Source organism: Flavobacterium sp. GNP008, assembly GCF_056428965.1.
Window position 1 is genome coordinate 1,305,447 of record NZ_JBWJVL010000001.1, and the last position, 13,705, is coordinate 1,319,151.

General features: G+C 33.7%; 10 protein-coding genes and 1 pseudogene. 6 read left to right on the top strand and 5 right to left on the bottom strand.

Annotated elements, in window-relative coordinates:
- From AC0608_RS05845 to queG, 6 genes are all read left to right on the top strand, one after another.
- Positions 1-546 carry a c-type cytochrome gene (locus AC0608_RS05845; protein WP_417958692.1) on the top strand — a complete coding sequence of 182 codons (546 nt, stop codon included), beginning with the start codon at positions 1-3 and terminating at the stop codon, positions 544-546.
- 27 nt (positions 547-573) lie between these two features.
- A complete protein-coding gene (locus AC0608_RS05850) occupies positions 574-2,031 on the top strand; it encodes a quinol:cytochrome C oxidoreductase (protein WP_478288416.1) in 1,458 nt (485 codons plus the stop codon).
- Positions 2,032-2,050: 19 nt separating this feature from the next.
- Positions 2,051-3,208, top strand: coding sequence for a cytochrome c oxidase subunit II (locus tag AC0608_RS05855; RefSeq protein ID WP_478288417.1), 1,158 nt, complete (start codon positions 2,051-2,053; stop codon positions 3,206-3,208).
- A gap of 28 nt (positions 3,209-3,236) precedes the next feature.
- On the top strand, positions 3,237-5,033 hold the full coding sequence (locus tag AC0608_RS05860) for a cytochrome c oxidase subunit I (RefSeq protein ID WP_478288418.1): 1,797 nt from the start codon (positions 3,237-3,239) through the stop codon (positions 5,031-5,033).
- 122 nt (positions 5,034-5,155) lie between these two features.
- Entirely contained in the window at positions 5,156-6,178 is a 1,023-nt protein-coding gene (gene ruvB, locus AC0608_RS05865; protein ID WP_478288419.1) for a Holliday junction branch migration DNA helicase RuvB, read from the top strand.
- 97 nt (positions 6,179-6,275) lie between these two features.
- The gene (queG, locus tag AC0608_RS05870; protein ID WP_478288513.1) at positions 6,276-7,199 is read left to right on the top strand and encodes a tRNA epoxyqueuosine(34) reductase QueG; all 924 of its coding nucleotides are present in this window, start codon (positions 6,276-6,278) and stop codon (positions 7,197-7,199) included.
- An 8-nt stretch (positions 7,200-7,207) separates the two neighbouring features.
- On the opposite strand, the gene AC0608_RS05875 is transcribed toward queG, so the two are convergent.
- From AC0608_RS05875 to AC0608_RS05895, 5 genes and pseudogenes are all read right to left on the bottom strand, one after another.
- Positions 7,208-8,257, bottom strand: a complete 1,050-nt coding sequence (locus AC0608_RS05875; protein ID WP_478288514.1) for a LacI family DNA-binding transcriptional regulator — start codon at positions 8,255-8,257, stop codon at positions 7,208-7,210.
- A gap of 280 nt (positions 8,258-8,537) precedes the next feature.
- Positions 8,538-9,557, bottom strand: coding sequence for a LacI family DNA-binding transcriptional regulator (locus AC0608_RS05880; RefSeq protein WP_478288420.1), 1,020 nt, complete (start codon positions 9,555-9,557; stop codon positions 8,538-8,540).
- Positions 9,558-9,696: 139 nt separating this feature from the next.
- Positions 9,697-11,300: pseudogene (locus tag AC0608_RS05885) on the bottom strand (glycoside hydrolase family 13 protein).
- A 147-nt stretch (positions 11,301-11,447) separates the two neighbouring features.
- Complete coding sequence (locus tag AC0608_RS05890) at positions 11,448-12,365, bottom strand: carbohydrate kinase family protein (RefSeq protein ID WP_478288421.1); 918 nt, start codon at positions 12,363-12,365, stop codon at positions 11,448-11,450.
- Positions 12,358-13,689, bottom strand: coding sequence for a sugar porter family MFS transporter (locus AC0608_RS05895; RefSeq protein ID WP_478288422.1), 1,332 nt, complete (start codon positions 13,687-13,689; stop codon positions 12,358-12,360). The genes AC0608_RS05890 and AC0608_RS05895 overlap by 8 nt, the downstream gene beginning before the upstream one ends.
- Positions 13,690-13,705 lie beyond the last annotated feature (16 nt).

Consider the following 13,705-nt stretch of genomic DNA (forward strand, 5'->3'; position numbering starts at 1 on the left):
ATGAAAAGCGTATATAAAATAACACTTTTATTTGGTATCACTATTTTAGTTTCATCATGCCATAATAATGCGGCACCAAACTATCAGTATTTTCCAAATATGTATGAGTCAGTAGGGTATGAAACCTATGCTGAGTCGAATGCATTTAAAAACGGCAAAGAAGGTCAACTTCCTGCTGAGGGGTCAGTTAATAGAGGCTTTGAGCCTTTTGAATATGAAAATTCTACTGCAGGATATGAGGCGGCGAAAGCTAATCTTAAATCTCCTTTGGATTCTTTAAATAGAAATCCAGAGAAAGGTAAGGAGCTTTTTGAAATTTATTGTATCAGTTGTCATGGTGCTTCTGGAAACGGTAAAGGGAAGTTAGTAGAAAGAGAAAAATTTCTAGGTGTTCCTAGTTATAAAGATAGAGTTATTACTGAAGGCAGTATTTTTTATGTTATAACTTATGGTTTGAATTCAATGGGTTCACATGCAAACCAGTTGAGTGCCCAAGAACGTTGGTTAGTAACTGACTATGTTCTGAAACTAAAAAGCGAATTATAATTGTTGAACAAACTGATCGTAATAGATATGTATACATTTTCAAGTAAATTAAAAACTCTTTCTTTCATCTTAATGGCCGTGGGTATATTAGGAATTGGATATGGTTTTTTAACTGCACCTAAAGATATTCAAGATGTTGAAAAGCTTCTTGCTGCCGAAAGTCATGGTGCCCATGGTGAAGCTAAACACGAAGCATCCGAGCCTTCTGTGGGTTCGCATGAGGCGACGAGTAATCACAAAGAAGCTAGTGAAGATACAAAAGTGGAGGTGGCTACAGATGATACCACTAAAATTGCAACGGCGGTTGTAGTTGAACCAGCACATGCTGAAGCTGATATTCAAAAAGAAGGTCATGTTGTTAGTGAAGAGGCAGAACATACCGAACATTTAACACATGTGCTACATCAATTACAAAATAAGCCTTGGTCTGCTTTGTATGTTGCTTGTATTTTCTTCATGTTAGTTTCTCTTGGTGTTTTAGTTTTTTATGCTATTCAGCAAGTTGCACAGGCAGGATGGTCTCCAGTTTTATTTAGAGTAATGCAAGGAATAACGGCTTATTTACCGGTTGGATCAATTATCTTTTTTATTGTATTATTATTGTGTGGATTTCATTTGAATCACCTTTTTATATGGTTAGATCCTGAAGTAGTTGCTGCAGATAAATTGATAGCCAACAAAGCAGGGTACTTAAATTTTCCTTTTTGGATAATTAGAGCTGCTATATTTTTAATTGGATGGAATCTATACCGTTATTACTCTAGAAAAAATTGTTTGGCTCAAGATGAAGCAAATGATAATTTAAATTACAAAAAGAACTTTAAGCTTTCGGCAATGTTTCTTGTGTTTTTTATAGTGTCTGAATCTATTATGTCATGGGACTGGATCATGTCTATCGATCCGCACTGGTTTAGTACTTTATTTGGATGGTATGTTTTTGCAAGCTTCTTTGTAAGTGCTATAACTACGATTGCTTTAGTTACTTTGTATTTGAAGTCAAAAGGGGTTTTAGAGTATGTAAATACTAGTCATATTCATGATTTAGCTAAGTTTATGTTCGGGTTTAGTGTTTTTTGGACCTATTTATGGTTCTCACAATACATGTTGATCTGGTATGCTAATATTCCCGAAGAAGTAACTTACTTTATTACAAGAATAGAATTGTATAATCTTCCATTTTTTGGTGCAGTAGTTATGAATTTTGTATTTCCACTATTAATATTGATTAATACGGATTTCAAAAGAATTACTTGGGTACTAGTTATGGCTGGAGTTGTAATACTAGCAGGACATTATATTGACTTTTTTAATATGATTATGCCTGGAACCGTTGGTGACAGATGGTTTATTGGGATATCAGAAATAGCTTCTGTTCTTTTCTTTCTTGGATTATTTATTTATGTTGTATTTACAGCATTGACAAAAGTTCCTTTGTTAGCAAAAAGAAATCCTTTCATAGAAGAAAGTAAACATTTTCATTATTAATATTTAAAGAAAAAAACAGATGACAAGTTTGTTGGTAATCATAGTTTTAGTTTTATTAGCTGTTGCTTTATGGCAATTGACTAAAATATTTGATCTGACGCAAGTTGGATCTAATTCAGATAGTACAGAAATAGCTACAGATAATGACAATAACGTTCAAGGTTATTTAATGTTTGGTTTTTTAGCTTTTATTTATATTTTTTCAATTTACGGATTGTTTAAATGGGGTCCTCTTGTTCTTCATACCCCAGCTTCGGCTCATGGTGCTGAAGTTGATAATTTGATGAATATTACTTGGGTTTTGATTTTTATAGTTCAGGCTATCACGCAAGTTTTATTGCATTATTTTGCTTTCAAATACAGAGGAAAAAAAGATCAAAAAGCACTTTATTTTGCTGATAATAATAAGCTAGAGGCTATTTGGAGTGTTATTCCTGCAGTTGTTTTGGCAGGATTAATTTTGTATGGTCTTTATGCTTGGACAAACATTATGTTTGTTGATGAAGATGAAGATACTGTAGTTATCGAATTGTATGCACAACAGTTTAACTGGAAAGCAAGATATTCAGGTGACGATAATGTTTTAGGGAAAGCTAATGTGCGCTATATTGAAGGGGCTAACGCAGTTGGTGTTGATTTATCAGATCCTTATGCGCAAGATGATATTGTTGTGACTGAATTGCACATACCTAAAGGAAAAAAAATTCTTTTTAAAATGCGTTCTCAGGATGTTTTACATTCGGCTTACATGCCACATTTTAGAGCACAAATGAATTGTGTTCCCGGGATGGTTACTCAATTTGCTTTTGAGCCTATTTATACCACTGCAGAATATAGAGAGTTGCCTTTTATGGTTGAAAAAGTAGCTAATATCAATGCTCTTAGAGCAAAGAAAAGTATTGATCTTGTTGCCAAAGGAGAAACTGCTTTAGATCCGTATACTTTTGATTATTTGTTGCTTTGTAATAAAATTTGTGGAGCATCACATTATAACATGCAAATGAAAATCATTGTTGATACACCTGAGGATTACAAGGCCTGGTTAAAGGATAAGTCTACTATTGTAAATGAAGTAAAAGCTGCTATGGCTGCGCCAGCTGCAACAGATGGTGCAACAGTTACAGACTCAACAAAAGTAAAAGATACTGCAGGAGTTGCTGTAATGGCGATGAAATAATTATTAAGAAAATTTAAAGTATACATATATGTCAGCAGAAGGTCACGATCACGCAATGGATCACGAACACGAACATCACCATAAAGACACTTTTATTACTAAATATATCTTTAGTATTGATCACAAAATGATTGCCAAACAGTATCTTATTACAGGTATTTTTATGGGAATTATAGGAGTTGGGATGTCTATGCTATTTAGAATGCAATTAGCATGGCCAGAAGAATCATTCCGAATATTTAATATTTTATTAGGTGATAAATTTGCTCCTAATGGAGTGATGGCAAATGATATTTACCTTGCATTAGTTACCATTCACGGAACCATTATGGTATTTTTCGTGTTAACTGCCGCTTTGAGTGGTACGTTTAGTAACTTATTAATACCGCTTCAAATTGGTGCTAGGGATATGGCATCCGGTTTTATGAATATGATATCATATTGGTTGTTCTTTTTGTCAAGTATAATCATGATTGGTTCCCTTTTCGTTGAAGCAGGTCCTGCGTCATCTGGGTGGACTATTTATCCTCCCTTGAGTGCTTTACCACAAGCTATTCCCGGATCAGGTATGGGAATGACATTATGGTTAGTTTCTATGGCTATATTTATTGCATCTTCTTTAATGGGATCTCTAAATTATGTAGTTACAGTTATTAATTTAAGAACAAAAGGGATGTCTATGACAAGATTACCATTGACAATTTGGGCTTTCTTTGTTACAGCAATTATTGGTATTGTATCCTTTCCTGTTCTTTTATCTGCCGCTTTATTGTTGATTTTTGATAGGAGTTTTGGTACATCATTCTTCTTGTCTGACATTTATATTGCAGGTGAAGTTTTGCATTATCAAGGTGGTTCACCAGTATTGTTTGAGCATTTATTTTGGTTTTTAGGTCATCCTGAAGTTTATATTGTACTATTACCGGCTTTAGGTATTACATCAGAAGTGATTGCTACAAACTCTCGTAAACCAATTTTTGGTTACAGAGCGATGATCATGTCAATTATTGCAATTGCATTTTTATCTACTATTGTTTGGGGGCACCATATGTTCATCTCGGGGATGAACCCATTCTTAGGATCTGTATTTACCTTTACGACATTATTGATTGCTATCCCATCAGCCGTAAAAGCGTTTAATTATATTACAACACTTTGGAAAGGAAATTTACAATTGAATCCAGCTATGTTGTTTTCAATTGGTTTAGTTTCTACTTTTATTACAGGTGGTTTAACTGGAATTATTCTTGGAGACAGTACCTTAGATATTAATGTACATGATACTTACTTTGTAGTAGCTCACTTTCACTTAGTAATGGGTATTTCTGCTCTTTACGGTATGTTTGCTGGTATTTACCACTGGTTCCCAAGAATGTTTGGAAGAATGCTTAATAAAAATCTTGGATATGTTCACTTTTGGGTAACAGCAATTTGTGCTTATGGAGTTTTCTTTCCAATGCATTTCATTGGTTTAGCAGGTTTGCCAAGACGTTATTATACTAATACAAACTTCCCATTATTTGATGATTTACAAAACGTGAATGTTTTGATTACTACATTTGCATTAATTGGTGGAGTATTTCAATTGGTTTTCTTGTATAATTTTTTCACTAGTATTTTTTACGGTAAAAAATCGGTCATGAATCCTTGGAAATCTAACACTTTAGAATGGACAGCACCAGTTGAACACATACATGGTAACTGGCCAGGTGAGATTCCTCATGTACACCGTTGGCCTTATGATTACAGTAATCCAGCACATGATGTGGATTTTGTACCTCAAAATGTACCGATGAAAGAGGGTGAAGAAGTTTTACACCACTAACATATACAAAAGCCTCTGCGAAAGCAGAGGCTTTTTTTGTTTGATTATCACAGTTTGATTCTTTTGTGTTTTTTAATATTTCGAGTATTTAATATTCAAAATTGCTTTGCTATCTTTGTTGGATGAATGAAAATTTAGACCCAACATCCCATGGCTACAATTCCGAAGAACTTGATCTTGAAAAAAAATTAAGACCGCTTTCTTTTGATGATTTTGCCGGTCAAGATCAAATATTAGAAAACCTTAAAGTTTTTGTTCAAGCGGCAAATCAACGTAACGAAGCACTTGACCACACTCTTTTTCATGGTCCTCCAGGACTTGGAAAAACTACTTTGGCTAATATTCTTGCAAATGAATTACAAGTTGGCATCAAAATTACTTCCGGTCCAGTTTTAGATAAGCCTGGGGATTTAGCAGGTTTGTTGACTAATCTTGAAGAAAGAGATGTTTTGTTTATCGACGAAATTCATCGCTTGAGTCCTATTGTTGAAGAATATTTATACTCTGCCATGGAGGATTTTAAAATTGATATCATGATTGAATCCGGACCAAATGCAAGGACGGTTCAAATTAACCTCAATCCGTTCACTTTAATTGGCGCCACTACACGTTCCGGTTTGTTAACGGCTCCTATGAGAGCTCGTTTTGGAATATCTTCCCGTTTACAATATTATACAACAGAGTTGTTGACTTCAATCGTAGAAAGAAGCGCTGCAATTTTTAAAATGCCAATATCATTGGAAGCTGCTGTAGAAATTGCGGGTAGAAGTAGAGGTACCCCACGTATTGCTAACGCTTTATTGCGTCGTGTGCGCGATTTTGCTCAAATTAAAGGAAATGGTACCATAGATATAGAAATTGCGCGTTATGCTCTAAAAGCACTCAATGTAGACGCTCATGGTCTGGATGAAATGGATAATAAAATACTTAACACGATTATTGATAAATTTAAGGGCGGGCCAGTTGGTTTATCTACTTTAGCGACAGCTGTATCCGAAAGCAGCGAAACTATTGAGGAGGTCTATGAACCGTTCCTTATTCAAGAAGGATTTATAATGCGAACACCACGAGGCAGAGAAGTTACTGATAAAGCGTATAAGCACTTGGGGAAAATAAACACCAATATTCAAGGAGGTTTATTTTAAGTAAAGTTAGGTATTGAGTTCGTTCTGTATTGTATCAATAATTTGGATTAAATCTGACATAATTACTAAGAATACTTCATTATAAATTCTATTTCTAATTATAAACAATAAAATAAAATATACACAATTTATCAAATCCGAAGCGAAACGTCTTGGTTTCTTATCTTGTGGTATATCCAAGGCTGGGTTTTTGGAACAAGAAGCTCCACGGTTAGAAAATTGGTTGAGTAACAACAGAAACGGTCAAATGGCGTATATGGAAAATCATTTTGATAAACGCCTTAATCCAACGTTATTGGTTGATGATGCGAAAAGTGTTGTGTCGCTTTTGCTAAATTATTATCCGCAGGAAGTTCAAAATTCTGATTCTTATAAAATTTCAAAATATGCCTTCGGTCAGGATTACCATTTTGTGATTAAAGAAAAATTAAACGAATTATTAGGTGTAATTAAAACCACAATTGGAGAGGTTTCAGGACGTGCTTTTGTTGATTCTGCACCAGTTTTGGATAAAGCTTGGGCTGCCAAGAGTGGGTTGGGCTGGATAGGGAAAAACAGTAATTTGTTGACTCAAAAAGTAGGTTCGTTTTATTTTATTGCGGAATTAATCATCGATTTAGAATTGGAATATGACAATCCTACAACGGATCATTGCGGTACTTGTACTGCTTGTATTGATGCTTGTCCAACACAGGCAATCGTAGCTCCTTATGTAGTTGACGGCAGCAAATGTATTTCCTATTTTACAATTGAATTAAAAGATAATATTCCTCTAGAGATGAAAGGTAAATTTGATGAATGGGCCTTTGGCTGTGATGTTTGTCAAGATGTATGCCCTTGGAATAAATTTTCCAAAGTAAACAATGAACCTTTATTTAACCCTAATCCCGCTTTACTTTCCATGTCAAAAAAGGAATGGAACGAAATTACGGAAGAAACATTTAAAGTAATATTTAAAAATTCGCCTTTGAAAAGAGCTAAGTTTCAAGGAATAAAAAGAAACATTAATTTTCTTAAATAACGTTACAGTTAAAACAGGTTTTTAGAAAAAGAATTATTTCTTAAAGAAGATTCTCTAATGATTACATTAGTTTCTAATTCTATTGTTCTTGGAATAAAAGGGATTCCTTCTTTATGACAATTCATTTCTTCCAATAATAACTTGAAAGCTTCAATTCCCATTTCATGGCTTGGTTGGTCTACAGTGCTTAATTTTGGTGTGAGAACTTTTGACATAAACCAATTACTGAAGCCAATTACTGCTACTTGATGTGGTACTTTTATTTGGTTGTCGTTACAATATGACAAAACTCCAACAGCAACTAAATCTGTTATAGCAAAGATGCCATCTACGTCCGGATGCTCTTTTATGATTTGTTTTGCAAAAAATCTTCCTTCTTCAAAAGTTACGTTTTCACATGTATAAACCAATTTTGTATCGAAGGGAATGCTGTTTTTTTCTAATGCTTTTTTGTAACCAATATAACGATCGATTGCATTCTGAGGGTTTAAAGGGCCGCGAATATGCGCGATTTTCTTGCATCCATTGTCGATTAAATGCTGAACAGCATTAAAGGCCGCTCTTTGATCATCTATAATAACTTTTGAACATTTAGTGAGTTTTGCAATTTTGTCAAACATCACGAAAGGAATTTTTCTATTTACTATTTCCTTAATATGATCATCATTGTTTGACTCATTAGATAGTGACATAATGATACCATCAACTCTTTTATTAATCAGTAATTCAACTTGTTTTTTTTCTAAAGCCAAAGTTTCATTTGACTGTAAGATGATAACCAAATAACCATTTTTTTCAGCTTCATCAATTATAGCATTTACTACATTAGAAAAAAAGTGATGGACTACTTCTGGAATAATCAAACCGATTGTTTTAGACTCTTTAGTTCTTAAATTTACAGCAAAGCTATTGGGTGTGTAATGTAGTTTTTGAGCAAGTTCAATCACTGCATTTTTTGTTTTCTCACTTACATCGGGATAATTTTTTAAAGCCTTAGATACTGTTGTTATAGAAATGCCTAATTTGATTGCAATTTCTTTAAGAGTAATGTCTTTCATGAATTGAATGTGTACTTGTTTAGATAAACTAAAACGTAATTTTAATTCCACTATTTTATTTAAAAGCTAGTGTTTTAATAAAATTAGTTTTAAAAAGAATAAAACGATACGATAATTTTTACCAAGATATTGAATTTTATCTAATATTTTTTTGTAATTATTAAAATAAACGAATTAATATTTTTTAGTTATAAATACGCTTCATTTGAATTTATTTAAAAAAAACATAAAAGCGAAATAGCTATAAAACAATTAGTGGTAAATGGTGCATAAGAAATTGCTAAGTAGACGCTCTTTCTATAATATTGGTTTCTAATTGTATGGATTTAAAAGCAATGGGCTTATTTTGTCTTTTTAAATTAATCTCATCAAATAGAATTTCTGCTGATTTTCTTCCAATTTCAAATCCAGGCTGGTCTACAGTTGATAGTTGTGGACTTATTACACTTGACATAAACCAATTGCTAAAACCAAAAACGGCAATTTGCCCAGGAATAGCAATGCCTACTTCATTTAGGTATTTTATAACACCGATGGCAACTAAGTCTGTCACAGCAAAAATAGCATCGATTTCGGGATGTTCCGCAACTACTTTTTTTGCGTTTTCATATCCATCCTCAAAATCCATATTATTTTCACATACAAAAACTAAAGATGGATTATAAGGAATGTCATTGTCTTCTAATGCTTTTTTATATCCAAGAAAGCGGTCTATAGCGTTTTGAGGTAAATAGGAACCTCTAAAATGTGCGATTTTTTTATATCCTTTTTTTATTAAATAACACACAGCGTCATAAGCTGCCTTTTTATCATTAATGCTGACTTTAGAACAGTTAACGATTTTTGCGATTTTGTCAAAAAGTACTAACGCAGTATCGTTTGATAGAATCGCTTTTAAATGATCAAACTCTCCAGTTTCATTAGATAAAGAGATTAAAATACCATCGACTCGTTTATTCAACAAAAGATTAATTTGTTTCTTTTCCAGATCAAGTTTTTCGTTGGATTGTAAAATAATAACCATGTAATTTCTTTTCTCTGCTTCTTCTAGTATTCCTTCAATAACATTTGAGAAAAAATGGTGCACAACAGTGGGAATGATTAGTCCGATAGTCTTAGACTCTTTTGTTCTTAAATTTACCGCAAAACTGTTAGGGGTATAATTCAACTTATTGGCTAAATCAATAACGGCATTCTTTGTTTTTTGACTGACATCTGAATATCCTTTCAATGCTTTTGAAACGGTAGTTATTGAGATTCCGAGCTGCGATGCAATTTCTTTTAGAGTGGGGTTATTCATGGTTGAGTACACGGTTGGCAATAGCAAAAAACTGTTTCTTAAAAACGAATTTACAATTTATTTATTGCAAATCAATTTTCAAGAAACAGTTTAATTATAAATTAGCTAATTGTATATAATTTTTTGTTTTTTATTAGAATTATAGCGCTGTAATAATGGCCTCGTAAGGGCGTAAAACATTGTTTTTTAATTTTTTAATTCCAGTATAGTTGTCTAAAATTATTTTAGATCGTGCCATAGAAAACCCAATGTTGTACGTACTGATTTTGTCCGTGAAATTTAATAAAACTAATAATTTTTTCCCGTCCAGTTCTCTCATATAGGCAAATATATTAGGATTCTCTTTGTCTAATAATGTATATTTTCCATACACAAGTGTTGGATTTTGTTTGCGTAATTGTACTAGTTTTCTAAAATAATTCAAGACTGAATTTGGATCTTTTTCTTGAGTATTAACAGAAATGGTATTGTAATTTTGATTTACTTTTAACCAGGGTATTCCGGTGGTAAATCTTGCATTTTTATTTCTATCCCATTGCATTGGGGTTCTTCCGTTTTCTCTTGATGTTTGCTTCTGTCCTTGTAAAAAACTTTGTAAATCGCCACCTTTGTTTTTTAAACTAATATATTTGTTCCGAGTGTCCACATCAGTGTAATCTTTTATGGAGTCGAATCGGATGTTTGTCATTCCTAACTCATCACCATAATAGTAATAGGGAGTTCCTCGCATGGTCATTATAAAAGTAGAAAGCATTTTGGAAGATATTTCTCGAAATTCAGAATTGTCATTACCAAACTTGCTTACCATTCTGGGTTGATCGTGGTTGCCAAGAAAAATAGAGAGCCATCCTTTGTCCTTAAAGGCGTGATCATATCACGAGAAGATAGCTTTGTACTTTGCAAGGCCAAAATCATTTAAATGGTTACCAATATCAACACTTTCAAAATGATAAACCATATTCAATTCTTTAAGATCGGGATCTACAAAAAGTAGAGCATCTTCTGGAGAACTTCCTGCGCCTTCAGCAACTGTCATAATATCATATTTGCTAAAAACTTCTGTATTCATTTCTTGTAAATAGTTGTGCAAGTTGGGACCAACTCCATAGTATTTTATAATATTTTTTTCATATCCTTTTGGTAATTCTGGCCAAGTGGTATCTTTGGAAGCAAACTGAAAAGCGTCCATTCTAAAGCCGTCAATCCCTTTGTCCAACCAAAATTTCATAATGTCATAGACTTCATTTCTAACGTTTAGATTTTCCCAATTTAAATCTGGTTGTTTCTGAGAAAAATAATGAAGATAATAGGAATTCGTTTGGGCATCATATTTCCAAGCGTCACTGTTTACATCAAAAAAGCTCCATCTATAAGGTGGTTTTCCCTTTTGGCAGGCCACCAATGGTAATAATCGCGGTATTTATTGTTTCTGGAGCTTCTGGATTGTTTGAACCATTCGTGCTCATCGCTACTGTAATTAACTACTAAATCGATGATGAGTTTAAGGTTTCGTTTGTGCATCTCTTTTAATAAAAGATCTAAATCTTCCATTGTGCCGAAATCCTTCAGAATCTCCCTATAATTGCTAATGTCATAGCCGTTATCATCGTTTGGGGATGTATAAATAGGATTCAACCAAACTGCATCAATCCCTAAGCTTTTCACATAGTCCAGTTTAGAAATGATCCCTTTTAAATCTCCAACTCCATTGCCGTCACTGTCTTTAAAACTCCTAGGATATATTTGATACGCAACGGCTTCTTTCTACCATTTTTTTTCTATTGCAAAAGTTGTTTTTTGTGCCATGAAGGAATTACAGGATAAATAACCCAAAAGATGTAGTAGTACCAGTGTAGTAATTTTTGTAAATTTCAGTGTCATGAATTTAAATTATTGGAATGATAGTTTTTTTATTGGATTCATAAATTCAAGAATGATTTTATTTGTTATTCTGGGGTTGGCTCCTTCGTTTTTTGCTACAAGTGCACCTAATGCACATGCGAATTCAATTGCGTTTTGCGGGTCCTCATTATTTAATAATTTACTTAGTAGTCCTGCTAAAAAAGAATCTCCGGACCCTACAGTATCTATCACATCAATTTTGTAACCACTGTTGTAATACATTTTTTCATTGTAATACAACACCGCCCCATGACTTCCTTTGGTTACACAAATGTGTTTTGTGTTAGTGTGTTCCGCTATAAAAAGTATATTTTGTTCTAACGAATGGTATGGTGAGTTAAGAAAAGCACTTATCTCATACAATTCATCATCATTAAATTTAATAAAATCCGATTGTAACATTAATCGCATCAGGATGTCTTTGGAATAAAAAGGCGCACGTAAATTGACGTCAAATATTTTATATTTTGCGTAATGGATTAATTCTAATAAAGTGTTAAATGAAATTAAATCCCTGCACACAAGGCTTCCGTAAACGAAAGCGTCTGCTTTTTTCACTATATTTTCGATTTCCGGATTGCAGGCTATTTTATCCCAAGCCACAGGAGCGTTTATGGTATAGGATGCCGACCCTTTTTCATTTAATGCTACGATAACTTCACCTGTAGAATAAACGGGGTCAATTTGAATGGTGTTGGTAGGGATTCCGTTTTTTTTGATAAAGTGCAATAATTCAGAACCAATTTCATCAGAGCCAATCCGACTTATAATTTGAGCGTCTACTCCCAACGAAGCTAATCGGAGTGCCACATTCAAGGGGGCTCCGCCAATTTTTTTATAGGTTGGAAAAACATCAAACAATACTTCTCCAAAACAAACAATATTGAGTTTTTTGATATTATTCATGGTTAAGCATTTTATGTTCTAATTCTTCTAGGGATAATCCTTTAGTTTCGGGCATCATAAATAGTACAAATACCAATTGTAGCACCATCATAAAGGCAAAGAAGGCAAATATTGGCCAAGGATTAGCTTTGAATAAATCTATAACTACTGGCCCCGCTAACGTAATTAAAGCGGCGAAAATCCAGTGGATTCCTGTCCCAAAAGATTGGCCATTGGCACGAACATTATTTGGGAATATTTCAGAGATGAAAACCCAAATTACAGCACCTTGTCCAATGGCATGAGAAGCAATAAATAATAAGATGGATAGCATTAAAATAATAGCGCCTAAATTATTATAAAATGCTAAAGCAACCATTCCTAAACTCGCAATGTATCCAATAGAACCTATTAGCATCAGCTGTTTTCTTCCCAGAACGTCAATTAATCGCATACCAAGAATAGTAAATATTAAGTTTGTTGCACCAATCAGAATAGAATTCAATAAAGATTCTTTTGAGGCCAATCCTGCCATTTCTAGTATTTCGGGAGCATAATATAAGATAAAATTGATGCCTGATAATTGATTAAAAAAAGCCAATAGAAAAGCCAGAATTACGGGCCATTTGTATTTATTTGAAAAGATAGTAGCTTTCACTGTAGCATCAACAACATCTTTTTTTATTTCATTGAAATTCTGAAGCGCTTCTTGTTTGTCGTAAATCATTTCTAAAACTTTTAACCCCGCAGCATCATCTCTCTTTTTTAAGATTAGCCAACGCGGACTGTCTGGAATTTGCAATACTATAATGCTGTAAATCAACGCTGGTAAGGCAACAATTCCAATCATCCAGCGCCAATCATTTATACCACCAACACCTTCGAATAAATAATTAGAAAAAAACGCAATTAAGATTCCAAATACAATATTAAATTGAAAAAGAGCTACTAGTTTTCCTCTGTTTTTAGCACTTGATATTTCCGATATATATATTGGAGCAGCTACGGATGAGGCACCCACGCCAATCCCTCCAATAAACCGAAAGAAGGAAAATGTGTAAGGGTCAGGCGCAAGTGCTGAACCTAAGGCGGAGACTAAAAATAAGATCCCAATCCAAAAAAGAGTCTTTTTTCGGCCTAGTGTATCACAGGGGATTCCGCCAAATAATGCGCCTAAAACAGTTCCCCATAAGGCCATTGACATAATGAAGATTCCATGAAATAAGGGTGTGGTATGCCATAATTCTTTGATGGGTAGATTAGCTCCGGATATAACTACGGTATCAAAGCCAAATAAAAATCCCGCTACTGCAACGGTAAGAGACCAATTTCGGACGTTATTCATGTTTTTGGTTATTTTT

Bases quoted from the DNA above. Each gene is read 5' to 3' on its own strand.
- AC0608_RS05855 (WP_478288417.1), top strand. From the start codon at position 2,051: ATGACAAGTTTGTTGGTAATCATAGTTTTAGTTTTATTAGCTGTTGCT.
- AC0608_RS05850 (WP_478288416.1), top strand. From the start codon at position 574: ATGTATACATTTTCAAGTAAATTAAAAACTCTTTCTTTCATCTTAATG.
- AC0608_RS05860 (WP_478288418.1), top strand. From the start codon at position 3,237: ATGTCAGCAGAAGGTCACGATCACGCAATGGATCACGAACACGAACAT.
- AC0608_RS05880 (WP_478288420.1), bottom strand. From the start codon at position 9,557: ATGAATAACCCCACTCTAAAAGAAATTGCATCGCAGCTCGGAATCTCA.
- AC0608_RS05890 (WP_478288421.1), bottom strand. From the start codon at position 12,365: ATGAATAATATCAAAAAACTCAATATTGTTTGTTTTGGAGAAGTATTG.
- AC0608_RS05845 (WP_417958692.1), top strand. From the start codon at position 1: ATGAAAAGCGTATATAAAATAACACTTTTATTTGGTATCACTATTTTA.
- AC0608_RS05875 (WP_478288514.1), bottom strand. From the start codon at position 8,257: ATGAAAGACATTACTCTTAAAGAAATTGCAATCAAATTAGGCATTTCT.
- AC0608_RS05895 (WP_478288422.1), bottom strand. From the start codon at position 13,689: ATGAATAACGTCCGAAATTGGTCTCTTACCGTTGCAGTAGCGGGATTT.
- ruvB (WP_478288419.1), top strand. From the start codon at position 5,156: ATGAATGAAAATTTAGACCCAACATCCCATGGCTACAATTCCGAAGAA.